This is a genomic window from Aquimarina megaterium XH134 (assembly GCF_000520975.1).
GTDB lineage: Bacteria > Bacteroidota > Bacteroidia > Flavobacteriales > Flavobacteriaceae > Aquimarina > Aquimarina megaterium.
The window spans coordinates 1-22,713 of sequence record NZ_JACB01000049.1 but is presented as its reverse complement, the minus strand read 5'-3'; the positions used below and the strand labels follow the sequence as shown (position 1 = coordinate 22,713).

At 32.8% G+C, this 22,713-nt stretch carries 22 protein-coding genes; 7 read left to right on the top strand and 15 right to left on the bottom strand.

Going from position 1 to position 22,713, the window contains the following annotated elements; all coding sequences use genetic code 11:
- Positions 1-20: 20 nt before the first annotated feature.
- The 7 genes from gcvP (at position 21) to Z053_RS0122330 (ending at position 8,845) form a co-directional block, all read left to right on the top strand.
- The gene (gcvP, locus tag Z053_RS0122360) at positions 21-2,924 is read left to right on the top strand and encodes an aminomethyl-transferring glycine dehydrogenase (protein ID WP_025667192.1); all 2,904 of its coding nucleotides are present in this window, start codon (positions 21-23) and stop codon (positions 2,922-2,924) included.
- A gap of 1 nt (position 2,925) precedes the next feature.
- The gene (gcvT, locus tag Z053_RS0122355; protein WP_025667191.1) at positions 2,926-4,020 is read left to right on the top strand and encodes a glycine cleavage system aminomethyltransferase GcvT; all 1,095 of its coding nucleotides are present in this window, start codon (positions 2,926-2,928) and stop codon (positions 4,018-4,020) included.
- Positions 4,021-4,024: 4 nt separating this feature from the next.
- Positions 4,025-4,408, top strand: a complete 384-nt coding sequence (gene gcvH / locus Z053_RS0122350; protein ID WP_025667190.1) for a glycine cleavage system protein GcvH — start codon at positions 4,025-4,027, stop codon at positions 4,406-4,408.
- 170 nt (positions 4,409-4,578) lie between these two features.
- Positions 4,579-4,779, top strand: coding sequence for a dodecin family protein (locus tag Z053_RS0122345; RefSeq protein WP_025667189.1), 201 nt, complete (start codon positions 4,579-4,581; stop codon positions 4,777-4,779).
- A 154-nt stretch (positions 4,780-4,933) separates the two neighbouring features.
- Positions 4,934-6,970, top strand: coding sequence for a thioredoxin domain-containing protein (locus Z053_RS0122340; RefSeq protein WP_025667188.1), 2,037 nt, complete (start codon positions 4,934-4,936; stop codon positions 6,968-6,970).
- 129 nt (positions 6,971-7,099) lie between these two features.
- Positions 7,100-7,810 (top strand): hypothetical protein, encoded by a 711-nt coding sequence (locus Z053_RS0122335; RefSeq protein WP_035096583.1) that lies wholly within the window; start codon positions 7,100-7,102, stop codon positions 7,808-7,810.
- Between the two features lie 327 nt (positions 7,811-8,137).
- On the top strand, positions 8,138-8,845 hold the full coding sequence (locus tag Z053_RS0122330; protein ID WP_025667186.1) for a hypothetical protein: 708 nt from the start codon (positions 8,138-8,140) through the stop codon (positions 8,843-8,845).
- Here the strand turns inward: Z053_RS0122330 and tsaB are convergent.
- The 15 genes from tsaB to cyoE all read right to left on the bottom strand — a co-directional run bounded on the left by tsaB (position 8,799) and on the right by cyoE (position 22,523).
- Complete coding sequence (gene tsaB / locus Z053_RS0122325) at positions 8,799-9,461, bottom strand: tRNA (adenosine(37)-N6)-threonylcarbamoyltransferase complex dimerization subunit type 1 TsaB (RefSeq protein WP_025667185.1); 663 nt, start codon at positions 9,459-9,461, stop codon at positions 8,799-8,801. The genes Z053_RS0122330 and tsaB overlap by 47 nt on opposite strands.
- 134 nt (positions 9,462-9,595) lie before the next feature.
- On the bottom strand, positions 9,596-10,873 hold the full coding sequence (locus tag Z053_RS0122320; RefSeq protein WP_025667184.1) for an efflux RND transporter periplasmic adaptor subunit: 1,278 nt from the start codon (positions 10,871-10,873) through the stop codon (positions 9,596-9,598).
- An 80-nt stretch (positions 10,874-10,953) separates the two neighbouring features.
- On the bottom strand, positions 10,954-12,468 hold the full coding sequence (locus Z053_RS0122315; RefSeq protein ID WP_231389258.1) for a TolC family protein: 1,515 nt from the start codon (positions 12,466-12,468) through the stop codon (positions 10,954-10,956).
- A gap of 105 nt (positions 12,469-12,573) precedes the next feature.
- Positions 12,574-13,692 carry an efflux RND transporter periplasmic adaptor subunit gene (locus Z053_RS0122310; protein WP_025667182.1) on the bottom strand — a complete coding sequence of 373 codons (1,119 nt, stop codon included), beginning with the start codon at positions 13,690-13,692 and terminating at the stop codon, positions 12,574-12,576.
- Between the two features lie 30 nt (positions 13,693-13,722).
- Positions 13,723-14,985, bottom strand: coding sequence for an ABC transporter permease (locus Z053_RS0122305; protein ID WP_025667181.1), 1,263 nt, complete (start codon positions 14,983-14,985; stop codon positions 13,723-13,725).
- Between the two features lie 16 nt (positions 14,986-15,001).
- A complete protein-coding gene (locus tag Z053_RS0122300; protein WP_025667180.1) occupies positions 15,002-16,231 on the bottom strand; it encodes an ABC transporter permease in 1,230 nt (409 codons plus the stop codon).
- A complete protein-coding gene (locus Z053_RS0122295) occupies positions 16,224-16,925 on the bottom strand; it encodes an ABC transporter ATP-binding protein (protein WP_025667179.1) in 702 nt (233 codons plus the stop codon). Before Z053_RS0122295 ends, Z053_RS0122300 begins: the two co-directional genes overlap by 8 nt.
- Positions 16,926-17,134: 209 nt before the next feature.
- Positions 17,135-17,335, bottom strand: a complete 201-nt coding sequence (locus tag Z053_RS0122290) for a hypothetical protein (RefSeq protein WP_407637492.1) — start codon at positions 17,333-17,335, stop codon at positions 17,135-17,137.
- Positions 17,336-17,380: 45 nt separating this feature from the next.
- Positions 17,381-17,929: a DUF420 domain-containing protein gene (locus Z053_RS0122285; RefSeq protein WP_025667177.1), complete on the bottom strand. Its 549-nt coding sequence runs from the start codon at positions 17,927-17,929 to the stop codon at positions 17,381-17,383.
- On the bottom strand, positions 17,922-18,656 hold the full coding sequence (locus Z053_RS0122280) for an SCO family protein (RefSeq protein ID WP_025667176.1): 735 nt from the start codon (positions 18,654-18,656) through the stop codon (positions 17,922-17,924). Before Z053_RS0122280 ends, Z053_RS0122285 begins: the two co-directional genes overlap by 8 nt.
- Before the next feature lie 11 nt (positions 18,657-18,667).
- Positions 18,668-19,321, bottom strand: coding sequence for a hypothetical protein (locus tag Z053_RS0122275; RefSeq protein ID WP_025667175.1), 654 nt, complete (start codon positions 19,319-19,321; stop codon positions 18,668-18,670).
- A gap of 221 nt (positions 19,322-19,542) precedes the next feature.
- Positions 19,543-19,902, bottom strand: a complete 360-nt coding sequence (locus Z053_RS0122270) for a cytochrome C oxidase subunit IV family protein (RefSeq protein ID WP_025667174.1) — start codon at positions 19,900-19,902, stop codon at positions 19,543-19,545.
- A gap of 23 nt (positions 19,903-19,925) precedes the next feature.
- Positions 19,926-20,909 carry a cytochrome c oxidase subunit 3 gene (locus Z053_RS0122265; protein WP_025667173.1) on the bottom strand — a complete coding sequence of 328 codons (984 nt, stop codon included), beginning with the start codon at positions 20,907-20,909 and terminating at the stop codon, positions 19,926-19,928.
- 139 nt (positions 20,910-21,048) lie between these two features.
- Positions 21,049-21,630: a cytochrome c oxidase subunit 3 gene (locus Z053_RS0122260; RefSeq protein ID WP_025667172.1), complete on the bottom strand. Its 582-nt coding sequence runs from the start codon at positions 21,628-21,630 to the stop codon at positions 21,049-21,051.
- Complete coding sequence (gene cyoE, locus Z053_RS0122255; RefSeq protein WP_025667171.1) at positions 21,621-22,523, bottom strand: heme o synthase; 903 nt, start codon at positions 22,521-22,523, stop codon at positions 21,621-21,623. The genes Z053_RS0122260 and cyoE overlap by 10 nt, the downstream gene beginning before the upstream one ends.
- Positions 22,524-22,713 lie beyond the last annotated feature (190 nt).

Sequence of the window (22,713 nt, the reverse complement as noted above, 5' to 3'; positions counted from 1 at the left end):
AAGAACAATAAAAAGAACAGATGAAAGATCTAAGTACACTTAAACAAGAATTCCTACCAAGACATATAGGTCCTGGCAAAAAGGAAATTGATCAAATGCTAAACGTGATTGGTGTTTCGTCATTAACACAGTTAATTGATGAAACGATTCCACAAAACATTCGTTCTGCAAAACCATTAACATTACCAGCAGCACAAACAGAATTGGAGTTTCTTACCAGCTTCAAATCCATGATGGAAAACAATAAAGTATTCCGTTCATTTATAGGAATGGGATATCACGATTGTATTGTACCGCCAGTTATTCAACGAAATATTCTTGAGAATCCTGCTTGGTATACAGCTTACACACCATATCAGGCAGAGATAGCACAAGGTAGACTAGAAGCCTTGATCAACTATCAAACCATGATAACCGATCTTACTGGGATGGAGCTTGCCAATGCTTCTCTTTTGGATGAAGCTACAGCAGCAGCAGAAGCCATGACACTTTTATACCGTGTAAAAAGTAGAGCAAAAAAACAAGCTAGTACATTTTTTATAGATAAAAAAACATTTCCGCACACTATAGAACTTATTATAGGCCGTGCAGAACCTATTGGCATTAATGTAGTTGTTGGAGATATCGCCGAACTTGATATGTCAAACCCTGATCTTTTTGGGCTTCTTATACAATATCCAGATAGTGATGGAGCAATTACTGATCCAACGCAATATATTACTGAAGCACAAAAGCATGAAGTAAAAATTGCAGTAGCATCAGATCTAATGGCATTAACACATATTGCTGCACCAGGTGAAATGGGAGTAGATGTAGTTGTTGGTACTTCACAAAGATTTGGAGTCCCTCTGGGATATGGGGGGCCACATGCAGCTTATTTTGCTACAAAGGAAGGGTATAAACGCCATATTCCTGGTAGAATTATTGGGGTAACAGAAGATAGTCATGGTCGTCCTGCATACCGAATGGCACTACAAACCAGAGAGCAGCACATTAAACGAGAAAAAGCTACTTCTAATATCTGCACTGCACAAGTATTACTTGCGGTAATGGCCGGGATGTATGCAGTGTATCATGGTAAAGATGGTGTATCTCAGATCGCCAACAAAATTCATTTATCGACCTCTAAGCTTAATCAGGAATTAGAGAAACTCGGATATACACAAACCAATACTCATTTCTTTGACACTTTAAAAATAGAAGTAGAAGATAAAGAAGGTATCAAAAAAATAGCGCTCGATAAAGAAATCAATTTTAGGTATTTTGATGATAATCATGTAGGGATATCACTTCACGAAAAAACTACATTGACCGATCTACAAGATATTATCGAAATCTTTGCTACTGCAAAGGGTAAAACGATAAAGGTAACAGATTGGAAAATTGATGCAACTGCGATCCCTGCTTCTTTACAAAGAAAATCTTCTTATCTAGAACACCCTGTATTTAATTCTTACCAGGCAGAACATGAAATGCTTAGATATCTAAAAAGATTAGAAAATAAAGATCTTTCATTAGTGCATTCTATGATTGCTTTAGGTTCATGTACCATGAAACTTAACGCAACTACAGAGATGATGCCTTTATCTTGGGGTGAGCTTGCCAATATTCATCCTTTTGTTCCCACAAATCAAGCAAAAGGATACCATCAAATGTTTGAACATTTGGCCTCATGGCTGGCAGAAATTACCGGTTTATATACTACCTCTCTACAACCAAACAGTGGAGCCCAGGGAGAACTTGCTGGTTTAATGGTTATAAAAGCATATTATGCAGATAAAAACCAAACTCATAGAAACATAACTCTTATCCCTTCCTCTGCACATGGTACCAACCCAGCAACAGCAACTATGGCAGGACAACAAGTAGTTATTGTGTCTTGTAAAGAAAATGGAGATATCGATATCGATGACTTGCGGGCTAAAGCCGAAAAACATAAGGATAATTTAATGGCATTAATGGTTACCTACCCATCTACTCATGGTGTTTTTGAAGAAAATATTAAAGAAGCCTGTGAGATTATTCATGATAATGGAGGAAAAGTATATCTGGATGGAGCAAACCTAAATGCTCAATTAGGGTTAACCAGCCCTGGAATTATTGGTGGAGACGTATGTCATCTTAATCTTCATAAAACCTTTTGTATCCCACATGGTGGTGGTGGACCAGGAATGGGACCAATTGCTGTAAGTAAAGAACTTGCTCCATTTATACCGGGTAATGCTGTAGTAAAAAATGCAGGAGGAGAAAAGGCTATCGCGGCTATCTCTGCAGCTCCCTGGGGTAGTGCAAGTATTCTTTCTATTTCTTATGCATATATCGCATTAATGGGTGGCGAAGGATTGACCTCTGCTACAAAAATGGCAATTCTAAATGCTAACTATATAAAAGAAAAACTCGTCGATCATTATCCTATCTTATTTACAGGAGAAAAAGGTCGCAATGCCCATGAGCTTATTATCGATTGTAGAGCATTTAAAGAAGAAGATATTACTGTAACCGATATTGCAAAAAGACTTATGGATTACGGATTTCATGCACCAACAGTATCATTTCCTGTTGCAGGAACTATTATGATAGAACCTACAGAAAGTGAAACTATAGAAGAACTTGATCGCTTTATTGATGCTATGATAAGTATAAGAAATGAAATAAAAGAAATAGCAAACGGAACTGCCTCTAGAGAGCAAAATGTATTAAAAAATGCTCCTCACACTATGGAGTTTATCGCTCGAGACAATTGGGATATGCCATATTCCAGAACCAAAGCAGCTTTTCCGCTACCTCATATAAAAGGCAATAAATTCTGGCCTAGTGTAGGTCGTGTAAATGATGCCCATGGAGATCGAAATTTAATGTGTAGTTGCCTACCTGTTTCGGTTTTTGAAGAAGATACAAAGAATACAGAAATAACTATAAATTAATATGGAAACAGAACTAATAAGTATAGCTCTCGAAGCTAAACACCAGGAATTGGGAGCAAAAATGGTCCCATTTGCAGGATATTTAATGCCACTTCAATACACCTCTGTAGTACAGGAACATAAAACTGTAAGAGAAGGTGTTGGCATATTTGATGTATCACATATGGGTGAATTTATCCTTAGAGGACCTAAAGCGTTAGATTTAATTCAGAAAATAAGTAGTAATGATGCCACTAAATTAAATATTGGGAGTGCTCAGTATTCTTGTATGCCTAATGATAAAGGTGGTGTTGTAGATGATCTTATTATCTATAAACTAGGTGATGAAGAATATCTTTTGGTAGTTAATGCCTCTAATATTGACAAGGACTGGAACTGGATAAAAAGTCATAATACAGACAATGTAGAAATGATTGATCGTTCTAATGAAATATCACTTTTTGCCGTACAAGGACCACTTGCAAGCCGGGTATTACAAAAACTCACAAAAGTAACACTTGCTGATATCCCATATTACACTTTTGTTATGGGTGAAATAGCAGGAATACAAGATGTAATCATTTCTGCTACAGGATATACAGGCGCAGGAGGTTTTGAGCTTTATGTTCCTAATTCTGGAGCAGAACAACTTTGGGATGCAATTCTCGAAATTGGAAAAGAAGATAACATTCAGCCTATCGGACTTGGAGCAAGAGATACATTACGATTAGAAATGGGATTCTGTTTGTATGGAAATGATATTGATGACACCACTTCTCCATTAGAAGCAGGATTAGGCTGGATTACAAAATTCACTAAACCATTTATTAATTCTGAAGCTTTACAAAAACAAAAAGCAGAGGGGGTCACTCGAAGATTAGTTGGTTTTGAAATGATAGAAAAAGGTATTCCTAGGGCTGGGTATACAATATATAATGAAAATGATGAGTGTATCGGAAAAGTAACTTCAGGAAGTCAATCACCTATATTAGAAAAAGGAATAGGACTTGGCTATGTAACTATTCCCTACGCTAAAGCAGATAGTACCATTTTTATCGAAATTCGAAATAAGCGCATCAAAGCAATAGTTAAAAAAACACCTTTCATAAAAAAATAAAACTATGAATATCCCAGAAGAATTAAAGTATAGTAAAGATCACGAATGGATCAGAATAGAGAACAATATTGCTCATATCGGTATTACAGATTTTGCGCAAAGTGAGTTAGGTGATATCGTCTATGTAGAACTCGAATCTTTGGATGAAGAACTTAATGAAGGAGAAGTAATGGGGTCTATTGAAGCAGTTAAAACCGTTTCTGATATTTTTATGCCAGTTTCGGGTACTGTTGTTGAAATTAATGAAGAGCTGGAGTCAAATCCAGAAATGGTAAATTCTGATCCCTATACTGATGGTTGGCTTGCTAAAATAGAAATCTCTAATCCAGATGAGATTAACGATCTATTAGATGCTAATGCATATAAAAAATTAATAGGAGCAGAATAACGGTTACTCATCAAAAAAATAAGATGATTTTATGTCAACATGCTTTTTAACGATAAATTTATAGTTATATCGAAAAATCCAGGAAAAGAATACATGCTATTTTTTCTAAAAAGCAACAGTTTGTTGTATCTTAGATATTCTTATATTTTTTAATTTAAAAAACTCACAACATGGCGATTATTAAAGTTATCGAAGTATTAGCAAATTCTGAAAAAAGCTGGGAAGATGCTACTAGAAATGCTGTAAAACAAGCTAGTAAATCTGTAAAAAACATTAGATCTGCTTATGTTGCAGATCAAAGTGTTGTGGTTAAAGACAATGATGTAACAGAATTCAGAGTAAACCTAAAAATCTCTTTTGAAGTAAAATAAAAAGTTTTATTACTTCTTTATAAAAAGCATCCTGATGTATTCGGGATGCTTTTTATATTTTTATACATTACTAAAATCGACTCTGGTGAAATATTTATGTATCATTACATTATCGCTATTATTCACAACGTGCACAAGTCAAAATAAACCACCTATGGAACAACACGCTTATACTAATGATCTTATTCATGAAACCAGTCCATATCTCCTACAACATGCTCACAATCCTGTAAATTGGAAACCCTGGGGAGAAGAAGCACTACAACAAGCTAAAAAAGAAAACAAGCTTATTATTGTAAGTATAGGATACGCAGCTTGCCATTGGTGCCATGTTATGGAGCATGAAAGCTTTGAAGACCCTAAGGTAGCAGAAATCATGAATGCTAATTATGTGAATATTAAAGTAGATCGTGAAGAACGCCCTGATATAGATCAGGTATATATGAGTGCAGTACAATTAATGACTGGTAGTGGTGGTTGGCCTCTTAATATGGTTGTATTGCCCGATGGAAGACCTGTTTGGGGAGGCACCTATTTTCCTAAAGGAAATTGGGTTGATGCCTTAAAACAAATTGCAAATTTATATGAAAAACAACCCGATAAGCTAATAGAATATGCCGAAAAACTAGAACAAGGAATTAAGGCTATTGATCTTATTGAAGTAAACACTAATGCCATTAATTTTGATAAAGAATTTGTCGCGGCTTCTGTAAAAGAATGGAGTTCTCATTTTGATCATCAAAAAGGAGGTACAAAACGAGTTCCTAAATTTATGATGCCCAATAATTATCATTTCCTTCTTCGATATGCTTATCAAACCAAAGACGAAACACTATTAAAATTTGTAAAAAACACTTTGATAAAAATATCATATGGTGGAGTGTATGATCATGTTGGAGGAGGATTTGCACGATACTCTACAGATGGAAAATGGCATGTTCCTCACTTCGAGAAAATGTTATATGATAACGCACAATTAGTAAGTCTGTATTCTGATGCTTTTTTAGTTACCAAAGATCCCTGGTTTAAAGATGTGGTTTATGAAACTTTAGATTTTGTAGCAAGAGAGCTTACTAATAAAGAGGGTGCTTTTTATTCGTCTTTAGATGCAGATAGCAAAACTTTGGACGGAGAACTAGAAGAAGGTGCTTTTTATGTATGGACCAAAGAAGAATTAAAAAAAATAGTACCTGATAATGACTACACCCTCTTTGCTAATTATTATAATATAAATTCATATGGTTTCTGGGAAAAAGGAAACTATGTTTTAATTAGAAAGGATGCTCATCAAAAGTTTTGTACTGAAAATAATATTGACAGTGAAGTCTTGATTAAAAAAATCTCTCAATGGAAACAAATTTTACTTCATGAGCGAGAAAAACGCTCTCGACCACGATTAGATGACAAAACCTTAACTTCCTGGAATGCATTAATGCTAAAAGGTTATCTGGATGCATATAGAGCATTTGGAGAGAAAAAGTTTTTGGATGCTGCCATAAAAAATGCAAATTTTATCAAAACCACTCAGTTAAAAAATGATACATCTTTATTTCATAACTATAAAAATGGTAAAAGTACCATTAATGGGTATTTAGAAGATTATGCACTAGTTATTGAAGCCTTTATAACCTTATATCAAAACACATTTGATCCAGAATGGTTAGAGATATCAGAACAACTTACACAATACACTTTAAACCACTTTTTTAATGAGAACAGGAATATATTCTATTTTACTTCTGATCAAGACCCAAAACTTATTACACGTACTATAGAATACAGTGATAATGTAATCCCTGCATCTAATTCGATAATGGCTAAGAATCTATTTCTACTATCTCATTATTTTGATCGCTCTAATTACAAAGAAATAAGTGAACAAATGCTACATAATATTAAACCGCAAATCAAGTCTTATGCATCAGGGTACTCTAATTGGTTAGATCTTATGCTCAATTTTTCTTTTAACTTTTATGAATTGGTTATTATAGGTACAGAGGCAAAAATTAAATTAAAAGAAGTAAGCCAAACTTATATTCCAAATAAACTAATAGCAGGAGGTACATCAGATTCTGATACTGCCTTATTAAAAAATAGATTTGTTAAAGACAAAACTTTGTTTTATTTATGTGTAAATAATTCATGTAAATATCCGGTTGAAGAATTTAAAGACATTTTACCTTTAGAATAAATACCCTTGAGGAAAACCTATAAGATATTCAACTAAAAACCTATATTGAATTTTAATTTAAACTGGCGTGGTTTTTGAGCCAGATTTATATAACATACTATTTCAACACTAATCCAAAATTCACTTATTATGAAAAAAATAGTCTTATTTTTTATAGTTTCGATGTTTGTATTTGCCGTTAATGCACAAATTGGAACTGCTCATGCAGAATATTTAACCCCTTTATTTCAAACGCACAATAATGTTAAAGTCTTTAAAAATCCAAATAATACCCAAACAACTAAAACAAAAGGCTCTCCATATGAAAATGAAAAGTTTGAATTAGGAGAAATAGTACATACAAATTCTAAACAAAAAATTCAAAAATTATTTTTGAGATATAATGTATATGACGATCAGATAGAAGTAAGCAAAACATTAGAAGCTTCTGAATTACATGGCCTTCTTAAGAGTGACCATATATATGCCCGTGTTAATAATAAAGAATATCATTATAAGAAGTACAAAGATTTAAACAATCAAACCAAAAAGGGATATTTAATCAAACTAAGAGACAATACCAAAATTAGTTTATACAAGTTGCTTGTAAAAAAATATACTAAAGCTAAAATTGCGAATACTTCATACCACAAAAATACTCCTGCAAAGTTTACAGATCAACATATCTATTATTTAGAAATAGGTGAAAAACTAGTCCCAGTTAATTCAAGTAAAAAGAAAACGGTAAGTATCTTTCCTGATCATCAAAAAGAAGTAAAAGATTTTATTGGTAAAGAAAATTTAAGTCTAAAAAAAGAAAAGGACCTGCTTAAACTAGTAAACTTCTATAGCACATTGTAGTACTTTTTTTAAGTAATGTAGCAAAAAACGCTTAATCATTTTTTATTTTAAGCTATCCAAAAAGTGTTAAAAAAGCGTTTTTTATAGGTTTTTTAAAACCGTTAAACCGTAATTAAATATTTTTATTGTAGTCTAAATCCTACAATTATTACGGTTTTGCCGTAAAACACCTATGTGAATTATTTGTTAAAAACGCAATTTTATTCCTAATAATTTAATGCTTCACATGTTTGAATTATGAAATTCGTAAAAATTTGATCAAAAAAGCATATTAATTGTATTTAAAATGTTATTTCTTTAAGTTTATCATACCTAAATCGAAAAACTATGAGAAGAATATTACTTTTTTTATGCTTAACAGCATCGTCTGCATTACTTGCACAATTACCCCGAAATTTACTTACATCTACTACCAGAGTTTCTTTATATGATGATTATGATGGTAGTATTTATATGAAGAGTCGTTATAAAGAATCTAGTGTTATCGATGAGAAATCAGGAACTTTTGATGCTAAACTTAAGTATAACATTTATTCTGATGCCCTAGAATATAGCTCGCAATCCAAATTATACGAAGTGGTTAAAAGCCCAACTATTCATGCTCGAATCGATGGTGATTATTTCTATTACTGTGAATTCAAAAATCAACGAGGAAGCAATAGAGATGGCTATTATGTATTAGTAGAATTAACCGACAGGTATCGTATTTATAAAAAATTTACACTCAGAGTAAAAGATCCCGAAAAAACAGGTCCGATAATCAGTGGCCCTTCTGATCCAGGAACACTTAGAATGATTACCTCATATTACCTTGAAGAGTCTGGTGTTATCATGGAATTACCAATGAACAAAAAAGAAATGCTCGCAGCATTTAATGATAAAGAAAACGAATTAAAAGATTATTTAAAAAAGGAAAGAATTCGTTTGAGAAAAGAAGAAGATTTAATTCGACTTGTAGCTAGATACAATGCATTAAAAAGCTCTGATTCTAGCCCGTCACGAAGTCTTTTAAGTAATACGGGTCGAGGTAACTAACATCTTCAAAATCTTTTTTCAAAAATTTAGGATAACTTAACATTGCCATCTCATTTGCAGATGGCAATTTGTTTTCTATAAATACAGCATTAGTATCGTTACAAATAGCTGAAAATTTTTCTACACCATTTCCTATGAAATATACTTTTTTCTCCTGTAAATGTGCTCTAAAAGAAGTATCTGTAAGAATTTCTGCCTCTGTTTTTCTTATTTCTTTATACCTATTAGTAAAAACGGCAGAATATACTTCCATTCTTCGGGCATCTAGCATAGGAACAATATAGCTATCTTTTTCTTGTGATACCTGCAGTGCTAATGAGTGTAGAGTAGGCACAGCTATTAATGGGATATCTAATGCATAGCATAGCCCTTTTGCTGCAGATACACCTATTCTTAATCCTGTATATGAACCGGGACCTTTACTAACCGAAACCGCTGAAAGATCTTTTGGGGTTAACCCTGCTTCTTTAATAACTTGATCTATAAAATTATGTAACCGTTCTGCATGAGAATATGTGCTATCATAATCCTCTATTAATCCAATTACCTCTTTATCATTAGCTAAAGCTACAGAACAATTAGTTGTTGAAGTTTCTATACAAAGGATATAAGCCATCTATCAAAAATTTAGGCAAATATACTCTAATTAGTCAAAAAAAAATGATCTAATTAAACATGTCCATTACTAAATGTTTTATCGAAGTTTTAACCGATAGAATTTTGACGAGTACCTAAAAATACTACTGGTTTCTATTTGGTAGATTTTTTCTCTTTCTCGGTAGTTACTTTATCTCCTGTCTTAAGTATTTTGGTAACCACATTATAAGGCCCCGTTATAACCTCATCTCCTTGCTTCAACCCACTGGTTATTTCAATATTACTATCATCCTGAATACCTGTTTTTATCACTCTTAACTTGGCTGTTTCACCATTCTTAACAAATACACATTCGAATTTTTTATTGGTGTCTGATAATATCTCATCTTTAGAAGAGGGTTCTTTTACATCAGAAGTATCATTTTTAATTACTATAGAACTTATAGGAACGCCTATCACATCTTTTCTCTTATCTGTAATAATGTCGACAGTAGCAGTCATACCTGGTCTAAACGGAGAGTAGTTTTCGGGCTTACCTTCTAGTAAATCGGCATATGACTCCTCCAAAATTCTAACTTTCACTCTAAAATTAGTTACTTGATCTGCACTTACAGCATTTTCTGCAGAATTAGCAATTTCTGTAACTATTCCTTTAAATTGTTTCTTTAGGTAAGCATCTACTTCAACAATTGTAGAATCTGCAATTGAAACTTTAACGATATCATTTTCATTTACATCTACCTCTACTTCCATATTACTAAGATCGGCAACACGTACGATCTCTGTACCTGCCATTTGTTGGGTACCTACTACTCTTTCTCCCAATTCTACAGATAACTTAGAAATTGTACCTGTCATAGGAGCATAAATCGTAGTTCTGCTTAGGTTATCTTTGGCTTCATTAACAGTTGCCTGAGCACTTCTTACATTATAATATGCTGATTGCTTAGCTGCTTCTGCTCCTTCATATGCAGAGATTGCTCTATCCCACTCTGCTTTAGAAATCACTCCTTTATCAAATAATGCCTTATTACGATCATAGCTTAGTTTTGATTCTTTTAAACTAGCTTCGGCTTGTCGCAATCCAGCCCTTACATTTTCTAATGACGCCTGGGATCTATTTAATCCTGATTGAATAATATCGGGGTTTATACGAACCAAAAGATCTCCCTTTTGAACCTGTTGCCCTTCTTTGATTGGTAAGTCGATAATCTCTCCTGATACTTCTGAAGAAAGTTTAACCTCTACTTCGGGTTGTATTTTACCCGTAGCCGAAACAGTTTCTACAATATCAATTTTGTCTATTTTGGTAACCGATACTTCTTTAAAGTTTCCACTTTCACCAAACCATCCGGCTTTCTTACCATAAACAAGTAGTACAATTACAATGACAATTATACCTAAAATGAAGAGTAATTTTTTTTTATTCATGACCTACTTTAACGTTAATTCTATTCTATAAAATACAATCTTTTTCTATATAGCAGTCAAAAAAACCGAATGCTACTATTCTATAATTTTATATCAGCGATCTTTATTCCGAAATACAGTTCTAACACTTTTAATTTAAAAATGAAATCAAACTTATTTTGTACTTCCTGGCTCTGTGCATTTTCTAATCTAAATTTTGATTGGCTAAAATCAAACGCGTTAGTTAGTCCTACATCATAACGATCTTTTGCATATTCATACGCTCTTTCTTGAGCTTTTACAGAAACTTGAGCAGCTTCATATGCCTCTGCAGCTCCTCTTGCATCTAGATATGCCTGGTATACATTACTATCCAAATCTAATTCTGCTTGCTCTAATTGAAATTCTGTACGCTTTACATTAACCTTATTTCTTTTTACAGCATTCCTTGCAGAAAACCCATTAAAAATTGGTACCTGAAGAGATAACCCATAAGAAATACCATCATTGGTATATAACTGATCGATAAATGGTGCAGCATCCTGTTCTACAAGAAGTAGATTAGGAGTTTGAGTAATAACATTCTGCCCTGTTGCTTCTACAACACCGATACTCTGAGTTAAGACAGGATTATTCGCATCCAAAACACGTGCAAAAGACTTAGCTCCTGATTCTCTTGTATTATAATTAAAAGAACCGCTTAATGTAGGATAATATGCTCCTCTTGCAATTTCAAGATCTTTTTCTGCTATAAGTTTATTCTGCTCTGCGATCTGTACTTCATATCTTGATTCTCTAGCTTGTGCAATTACTTGATCAATAGGTTTTTCTAACATTTCTGATCCTGGAACTAAATACTCTTGTTCTGCAATGTCAAAATCTTCATAATTTTTAATCAGTAATCGCTGTGCTAATCCAATTAATGCAATCTGTACTGCATTTTCTGCCTGTACAATTCTTGTTAATTCATCTGCAGAAGTTGCTTCAATTTCGAGAAGATCTCCTTGAGGTAATACTCCTGCTTCTACCAGATCTTTAGTACGTTGTAATTGTTCTAATGTGATCTCGTGTTGTTTCTCTACCACTTTTAAAGATTCCTTGTTTAAAAGTACTTGCAGATAACTATTTGCGACAAACAATGCAATATCATCTTTAGACTTACCTAGATTATATTGACTAAGTAGCTTATTAAGTTTAGCTCTTTGAAATCTTTTTATATTTCTTAAACCACTAAATATAGTTACTCCTGCACTAACACCATAATTAGAACTTCTAAATGTCTGTGTTTTATTTTCGTTGGTAATAGGGTCTGTAGATAAACCAGAACTCCAAAAATTAGAAGCTGATGCATTTAATGATGGTAGAAAATTTCCTATGGCATCAATCCTATCAATTTCTGTTGCCTCTACATCTAATGCCGATTGTTTTATTGCAATATTATTTTCTAAAGCATATTCTACACACTCGCGTAATGTCCATTTCTTTTCTTGTGCCTGAGTTTCTAGCACTCCAAAGAAAGCAATACATAAAATTAAAATTCTAATTCTCATAAGTTTAAAATCTATAGTGTCCTTTTGTGATGAGAACTTGCCTAAATCTTTTACTATTATTTTCATACTATGGTATAGGTATATATTTGATTGATGTTGTTACAGATTATTTAAAAAATATTTTTAATTATCTAACCACTATCAAAAATATTGTTTTAAAACATGCTGGCTTTAACCTTTTTCATCTTCTTTTTTAATGGGCTCTGTTTTATTCCAAACTTTAATATCATCTTCTTCTGTAATTCCTGATAGAATTTCAACATTAATACCATCAGAAATACCAATTTCAACATCTTTTCTTTCAAACTTTTGATCTCCTGTTCGTACTTCTACATAAGGATCTTCTGTTTCTTTATCAAATTGTAAAAGTGCTTCTTTTACAGCAAGAATATCATTCTTTGTTTCTAAAACAATTGAAGCATTTGCACTATATCCTGCTCTTATAAAATATGATTTATCAAGAAAAACTTCACCTTCAATTTTAAACTGAACTGCACCTTGTTCTTCATCTCCTTTTGGCGCAATAAATTTTAGTTTTGCATCAAATTCTTTATCTCGTATAGCTCCAAGGCTAACTTTTAAAGGCATATCAATTTTTAGTTTATTTACCTCCGCTTCATCTACTTTCCCTTCAAAAATCATTTTGTTCAAATCTGCAATTGTAGCAATTGTGGTTCCATCGTTAAAGTTATTACTTTCGATCACCTGATCTCCTTCTTTAACAGGAATTTCGAGAATCGTTCCTGATACGGTTGCTCGTATATTAGTATTAGCTGTAGAAGAACCTCCTGCAGAACCTAAACGTATGATTTGAAGATCACTTTGTGCATTCGAAAGATCTTGTCTTGCCTGATTATATCTTAGGTCTATATTATTAAAATCCTGGCTAGAGATTACTCCTTTATCAAAAAGTGCTTTATTTCTATCATATTCTACCTTAGAGTTATTTAAAACAATTTGTGCATTTTTAACACGTCCTCTTGCACTGTTTAAGGATTGTTCATTAGGTACTACTTTTACTTTAGCGATTAAATCTCCTGTTTTTATTGCCGCTCCTTCTTCAACATAAATCTTTTCTATAATTCCTGAAATCTGAGGTTTGATTGCTACTTCATCCTCTGGAACTACTTTTCCTGTAGCTACTGTTTTTTCTTCAATAGAGGTTTTAAACGCTTTTTCTGTAGTAAATACAATCGGGGATTTACTGTTAGAATCTATAAGGTACTTACCTGAAAACCCTAGTAAGGCCACAAAAATTACAACTAATAAAATTTTAAAAAACTTTTTCATTTGGATTGATGATTATTCTGGTTATTTATTTTATTCTTCTCTTAATGCTTCAATTGGTTTTATGCTTACGGCTTTTTGCGCTGGGATAAGTCCTATTATTGTTCCTAATAAGACTATTGACAATAATGCTCCTGTTACCGCAAAGAAATCGACTGTAGGATTTAAAATGGGCACATCGTCATTATTACCAATTGCGGTATTGATACCCCAAAGTAACAGCGTGCCAAAAATAAAACCTAATAATCCTGCCAAAAAGGTAAGCAATACAGATTCTAGCATGATTTGCCCTCTTACTTCTGCTGGTGTTGCTCCCAATGCTCTACGCACTCCAATCTCTCTGGTACGTTCTTTAACAGTAATTAAAAGAACATTACCTATTGCTATCACTCCTGCAATAAGGGTAGCTATTCCTACGATATAAGTAATCAAACGCATACCAGCTAGAAATCCATTAATTTTTGCTACTTCTTCACCTAGATTAAAACTTCCAAACGCCTGCGTATCATCTGGGTGCACATTATGTATTCTTTTAAGTGTAGTTTTTATCGTAGCTTCTGTATTTACAATATTCTTATCTGGTTTGGCTGTGATCACCATCCAGGATATATTTTCACCCTGGTTAAAAATGGTTTGAAACGTTGTGAATGGCAGAAAAATAGAATCATCTCCTTCGAATCCAGATTGAGTAGGCTTATATACTCCTATTACTTTGAAATAAATTCCATTTATTCTCACAAAATCTCCTATTGCTTCTTCATCTTTATCATAGAATTGCTTATAAATATCTTCACCAATAACACAGACTTTACGTTCATATTTTATATCTTCTTCATTAATAAATCTTCCTCCTTTAAATATCTTTTTCTTTGATACTTTGTCGATCGTTGGATAATCACCAAATACTTTAAATGCACCCGACTTAGAGCCTTTTACAAATTGCCCTGGTGGAGTTCCCCATTGACCAGTAACATTACGAGGAGCGATATATTCAATATCATCAACCTGAGATTCTAATGTTTCGACATCATTCAATGTAAGTTGCATTCGTCTTCCCCTCTTAAAACCTTCGTTAGGTATACTGGTTTGTTGCCCCCAAACAAACATCGTGTTAGTTGCAAAATCATTAAATTGACTTCTAAAACTATTATCTAGCCCCTTAGCCATTCCCAAAAGAAACACAAATAAAAACACTCCCCAGGTTACCCCGATAACTGTAATTATAGTTCTTACTTTATTCTTACGAATAGCTCCATAAATTTCTTGCCAGGTATCTCTTTCAAATATAAATTTCATACCAATCGATTTTTAGTTATTCATCTCTCAATGCAATTATAGGCTTTATTTTTGCTGCTCTTCTTGCCGGAATATATCCTGCTAAAAGTCCAAAAAATATCAATACCATTGTGGCAGTCATAATAATACCTGTATCAACCTTAGGATTAAGAATAAAGAACTTCTCTAGATTATTACCTATAAGTTTTAACGCAAGAATCCCTAAAATCAAACCGAGATATCCTGCGACAGATGTTATTAGAACTGATTCTTGAAGCACCATAGCTATGATTGATCTTGGTGATGCTCCCAATGCTTTTCTAATTCCTAATTCTTTGGTGCGTTCTTTAACACTAAACGTCATGATATTACCTATACCAATAACTCCAGAGATTAAGGTTCCTATACCTACAACAAATATGATCATATAAATACCGCCAAGAATTACCATGGTCTCTTTAATATCTTCTGCAAAACTTCGTACCCTGATTGCACTTTGGTCATCTGGTGCTACTTTAAATTTTTCTTTAAAATCTTCTTCTATTTTTTTAGAAAATGCAATAGCCTGCTCGGTACTCATTGCCATATTATAAGATAAGTTTATCTGATTAATATGATCATTATTTCCATAAAGCAACTGAACGGTTTTATATGGCATATAGATTATTCGCTCTTCATTATCACCACCACTATCCTGAAAAACTCCAATTATTTTATAAGCAATCCCATCTACATTTAGCATTTTACCTAAGGCCTTTTCATTTTTAAAAAGATCTTTCTCTACTAATCTTCCAATAACAATATTCTTGGTACGCTCGTTAATATCTGATTCATTAAGATATCTCCCATTCATCATTATGGTTTTCTCAAGATATTGATGATCGGGATGTACAGCTCTTATGCTATAGCTACCAGATTCTTTCTTATATTTTGCAGAACCATTTCTATATATTCTTGGGGTAGCGAACTCAACTTTGCCTATATAATTGCTTTTTATAAATTCGAAATCTTCATTTTTAAACTGAATTCTTCTATTCTCCTGAAAGCCTTTGTATGCTTTTGATGTGTTTCCGCCACGAATGAATATAATATTTTGAGCGTCATCCACAAAACTGCTTAAAAAGCTATTGAGAAGGCCATTACCCAGTCCTAATAGAATTGTAAAGATCAGGATTCCTAAAGCTACAGTAAATCCCGAAAGAAATGTACGCAGCTTATTTTTTCCTATAGCTTCAAATATTTCACCCCATCTATCTCTATCAAACATATTGAGATGCTCTAACTTGTTCTACTTCTTTATCTTCTACAATAACACCATCTTTAAGGTGCACTATACGTTTACACATATCAGCAATATCTGGTTCATGAGTTACTACTAATATGGTTTTACCTTCATCATTAATACTTTGGATGATATCCATTACTTCATAAGAAGTTTTACTATCTAAAGCTCCCGTGGGTTCATCGGCCAGTAATACTTTAGGATCTGCAGCTAATGCTCTGGCAATTGCCACACGTTGTTTTTGTCCTCCAGAAAGCTCACTTGGTAAGTGTGTCGCCCATTCTGCCAATCCAACTTTGCCAAGATATTCCATTGCTTTATCAATTCTTTCTTTTCGTTTTTTACGTTGATAATATAATGGAAGGGCAACATTTTCTAGAGCTGTCTTGTAATTAATCAAATTAAAAGATTGAAAAACAAATCCTAAAAATTTGTTGCGATACTGCGCTGCTTTGGTTTCGTTTAACCCTTTGATAGGAACTTCATCTAGAAAATAACTTCCGCTATCTGCTTCATCCAGCATTCCTAAGATGTTTAACAATGTAGATTTTCCAGAACCCGAAGATCCCATTATAGCGACCAACTCGCCTTCTTTTACACTAAAATCTATTCCTTTAAGTACATGAAGCGAATTGCTTCCCATTTGGTAAGATTTATGTAAGTCTTTTATTTCAATCATAATACTGGATTAAGATTTGTAAGGCAAAATACCTTGATAAAACTGAGACCCACTAGCCTAAAAATACCGTACAGTATTTAGATCAATCTTACAGTTTTCCCCTGAAGATTTATTGATTGGTTAGCATCGTCTTGTTACATAAGACTAACTACATGGTATTTTTGTTACATCTTTTCTTGTTAGGAAAATGTTAAAAAATTAAGAACTCTTTAATTAAGGTTTTTTGTAGTTGCCGATTTTCTTTTATTTCTATATATAATATACCCTACAACCCCTATTAAAACATATGGTATAATCATTAGATACACAATCCCATTATTGATTCCTTTTGCTGCCTCCTGTCCTTCTTCATTCTCTAGAACTGCTCTACACATTGCGCATTGCGCTTCTACCGAGATAGTAAATACCAAAAAAAGAATTAATATGTAAAAGGTTTTTATTCGCATATATTCAAACTAAACATAATATGGTGATATCATAAAATATACAATCACTCCTGTAACAGCCACATATAACCAAATCGGAAATGTAATTCTCGCAATTTTTTTATGCTTATCAAATCGTTTTGCCAGTGCTTTTACATAAGTAATCAATACAAAAGGAATAACTACAACTGAGAGGATTATATGAGTAATCAAAATAAAATAATATATGTATCGTATCATTCCTTCTCCTCCAAATTGGGTAGAATCACTAGTCATATGATATGCGATATACATAAGTAAAAACAATACCGAACATAAAATAGCTGTTTTCATGAGCTTCTCATGCAATGCAATATTCTTATTTTTTATTGCCCATAAAGCAGCTACTAAAATCACAGCGGTTAAACCATTAATTGTTGCATATATTGGTGGCAAAAAAGTAAGAGGTTGTACATCAAACCCAAGCTTTCTAAGATTAACTCCAAACAATGCTGCCACTGCAAGAGGGATAAGAATCGATAAAATTACAATCCATTTATTGTATTTTTTTTCTACATCTGATTGGCTGTTGTTACTCATTCTTATCTAATAGTTTCTTTATATCTTCTAGTAAAATTGTTATTTGCTCTTCTTCCCCGTTTTCATCTACTTTTTCCTTCACACCAATTGTTCCTCTATAATAAATAATTGGATTACCCGACGCATCATATCTCGATCTTATATATCCTTCCTGATCAATTAAAGCAAAGTAGCCATTATGTTCGAATCCACCTGGCACATCGGGGTTCTCTGCAGCATAAATATTAAATCCAGCATTGGCCAGTTCATAGATATCTTCTCTATCACCAGTTAAAAAATGCCAATCTGGATCTGTAACCTTATAATTCTCTGCATATTTCTTAAGTCTTTTTGGTGTATCAAACTTAGGGTTGATCGTAAAAGAAGCTACTCCAAAATTTTCATAATCTTTTAACTTATCTTGCAGATATACTAAGTTTTTATTCATCTTAGGACAAATGGTTGGGCAGCTGGTAAAGAAAAACTCTGCTATATATACTTTACCTTTATAGTCATGATTCGTAATTAGGATACTATCCTGATCTAAGAATGCAAACTCAGGAACTTTTTTTGGTGTCCCATTAAGTTTTATATAACTAAGTTTTTCATTAGCAACAGGGTTACTGGCACTCATCCTATCATTTTTAACAATCGAAGTGCTTTTAATTCTATTTACAATCTTTGGAATAAAAATGATTCCAAAAATCAATATGATAAACGATATCCCGATATATGAATTTTTTTTCATGTGCTTGCTCTTTATTTCTCTTTACGATCTGCTTTATATTTTTTTAAAGCCAAACGATATTCTGCTAGAATCACTTTTACATCATCACTCATAACATTTGACAAATCAGCAACAGAGCTTGCATCATAGCCATATACTTTTGATTCGTTTTCTTTTATACTACCATCCCTACCTCTTAGTCCTCTATTTTTGTCGACTATATACACATACTGCGTAGCTAAATTATCATCTAATTGATGTGGCGTCTTTAAACTCTTAAATAGGGTCTTTATGCTTTCTGGTGTACCAAAAACAAAGTTCCACTCAGAAACATCGGTAATATTATCTAATTCTTCTAACAGTTCTTTTGCCGGATTCTCACTACCATAAGGCAAAACCATTACAAATTGAAAATCCCGAAACCCATAGTTTTTTTTATAAATCTTTTGATTTAAATTGAAGGCATTCCCCTGTTTATTATGAATATCTTTACCTAAGAAACCAAGTACAGTAATCTTATTAGAAAAACTAACTTCTTTTTCGGTTAATGGTTCAAAATTTTTAAGGTCTCCTATAGATTCATTAAGTACAGGAAGTTTGGCAAAATTATGTACTCCAGAAGCAAAAAATAAATAAGCCACTAAGGGTAATACAAATAAGACTCCTAAGACAAGAAATTTTTTCATTTGATAAGTAGTTTTATTTTCTACTTAGATATTTATAAAATCGATATCCAATACCATTCATTCTTCTAATTTACCGTAATACAATTTTCTTTTCCAAAAAAAATCAAACAGCAGAATGGTATAAAGTTCTGAAATAAGTTCAGAATAATTGTGCAAAAATAAAAAAAGACGGCTTAACAAACCGTCTTTTTACAATGCTTTTAACTTATACATTTATAGGATTAAAAATCCCAAGCTACATATCCATTTCTAAAGACCTCGTATATATAATCTCCTTCGGTAAGCAATATAAATACCAAGTAGCATATTAAGAAAACTCCGGTCCAAACTACCGATCTTCTTAAGCCTTTGGTTTCACCTTCCATATGCATAAACGACCATGTAATATAATATGCTTTATAAATTGTAAGAATAATAAAAATCCAGTTTAATAGTTTCATACTAATTAAAGTAGTTTCTACTAAAAATGCTGGTTTTATAATCCCAAGTATTACTTCTACTATTGTAACCACAGATAATAGAATAAATACTTTCCAGATTCTTCCTATATTCGATTCGTGATGTGCTGTATCGTGTGCCATGCTATATAACTACTAAATTTTTATTAAACCAGGTAAAAGAATGTAAATACAAATACCCATACCAAATCTACAAAGTGCCAGTATAAACCAACCTTTTCTACCATTTCATAATTCTTTCTTCTCTCATAAGTTCCCAGAATTACATTGATAAAGATGATGATATTAATCACTACTCCAGAAAATACGTGAAAACCGTGAAAACCAGTAATAAAGAAAAAGAAGTTGGCAAATAACGGAGTACCATACTCATTATGCACAAGATTTGCTCCTTCTACTATACCAATAGCATCTGCCTGCATTCTTTTTAAGGATTCTGTCCTTGATAAAATTGTTTTCTGTCCTTTTTCGGTTAAGGTCTGAGTTCTTATTAAAAGATCTTTTCTTTTCTCAAAACCTTTTCTTATTTCTTCAATAGTATAGGTAGGAAGAGCTGCTTCTTTTTTGAACCAGATTCCATTTTTTCGCTCATGTTGGGCCCTATCTTTATGTGTATTGACAACTGCAATATCTTTTAGACCTACTCTATGTCCTTCTCCATCTACAAATTGTAAAATTTGTCCTCCTTTGGTTTCTACCGCACCATATTCTCCTTTGATAAAGTTTTTCCACTCCCAGGCTTGTGACCCTACGAAGATTGCTCCACCAATTATAGTTAAGAACATATAAAAAATCACCTTTTTCTTTTTCATATGGTGTCCAGCATCTACGGCTAACACCATAGTTACTGAAGAAAAAATCAGAATAAAAGTCATCAAAGCTACATAATACATGGGAGCATCTACTCCATGCAAGAACGGGAAGTGATTAAATACTTCATCAGCTATAGGCCATGAATCTATAAACTTAAATCTTGAAAAACCATAAGAGGCTAAAAAACCAGAGAATGTAAGCGCATCTGAAAGGATAAAAAACCACATCATCATCTTACCATAACTTACCTTGAGTGGCTTATTGCCACCTCCCCAGATTTTATCTTCAGTACCTGTTTTAGTAACAGCTGTTTCCATATAAAGAATTTGGTATTGTTAAATTTTCCACAAAAATAATCAATTTTATCATTTCACCTGCTCAAATTTATTTTTTAATTGTCACAGATGCTTTTCTTTAAAACAATCTCTTTTATAGTATTAAATCAATGATCTAAGATCATTTCACGAAATACAAAAACAAAAAGAGATAAACCCACAGAAAATCAACAAAATGCCAGTACATAGCACCTAATTCTAAACCAAGAGTTTGACCTGTTTTATATTTTTGTTTAAAATGATTATAAATTACAACTAAAAGCACTAATATCCCTCCGATGATATGTGCCAGATGTGTTACTACAATTATAAACATAAATGTAGTAACGATATTAGATGTCGGACCTGTAAAATGATATCCTTGTCTAATAATATCGCTAAACCCTTCAAATTGCAAGAATATAAATATAATTCCTAATGCAAGTGTAGAGAGCAATAATAATGTAGCTAAGCTTCTATTATTATTCTCGATTGCTTTTTTCACAAAGTAGAATGTAACACTACTTGCTACTATTATTAATATACTATATATAAATGCATTTGGAAAAACAAGATCTATTCCCCAGTCTTTTCTACTTTTACTCACAACATAGGCACTAGTAAGTCCTGCAAATACCATAGCCATACTAATCATAGCAAACCACATCATGGTTTTTTTAGACCTATTAACTTTTTCTTGTGTTGTCCCTTGTGTTAAATCCATATTCTAACAAATTTATCTACTACATAAACGATTTGTAATAATGTTATATACAAAACACTCATTAGCATTAATTGTTTTGCTGTTTTAGCATCTCTAACCTTATATAATCGAATTGCAGATCTAATCAAAATTATTCCTAACAGTAGAATAATTATCCCTGATACCGGAGTAAGATAAAGTTTACCAGTAACTCCAAAAACAGGTATTAAAGAGGTTACCACGGTCCATACTGTATAAATGATGACTTGTACTGCTGTGCCTTGATCTCTTTTACCCGTTGGAAGCATAAAAAATCCTCCTTTTTTATAGTCATCAAACAAAAACCATCCGATTGCCCAAAAATGAGGGAATTGCCAAAAGAATTGAACCATAAATAATGTTCCTGGCTCTATCCCAAAATTATTCGTCGCCGCTACCCAGCCTAACATAAAGGGGATAGCACCGGGAATAGCACCAACAAAAACAGATAATGGTGTTTTTGTTTTTAAAGGTGTATATAAACTTACATATATAAATATAGATATCGCTCCAAACATTGCTGTCTGAGGGTTAATCGTATACAACACAGAAATCCCTGCAATTGTAAAAAGTGTAGCAATTGCAAAAGCTGTATTAACAGACATTCTTCCTGATGGAATCGGTCTATTCTTAGTACGATCCATCAACTTATCTAAATCTCTTTCTATAATCTGATTATACGCATTTGAGGCTCCTACCATAAAATAACCTCCTACTGCTAAAAGAATCAAGGTACTCCATGAAACTGTTTCTACTCCTAATAAATATCCTGCAACAGACGAAAAAACCACACTTAATGCAAGACGCATTTTTGTAATTTCCTTAAAATCCTGAACAACAGAGATTTTTATTGTATCCGTTTGGGTCACGCTCAAATCTTGCACGTTTTCTAAATAGCTTTTTTAAAAGTGGTGCAAAGATATATCTTAAAAGCATTTTAGACAACTTATACTTCACCTTTTAACAACTGTCTAATTAAGAGAGTAAAACAATAAAATGACTATATCGATATTGTATTTATCATATTTTCATAAAAAGCTTGGCAATATTAAGTTAAAACCCATC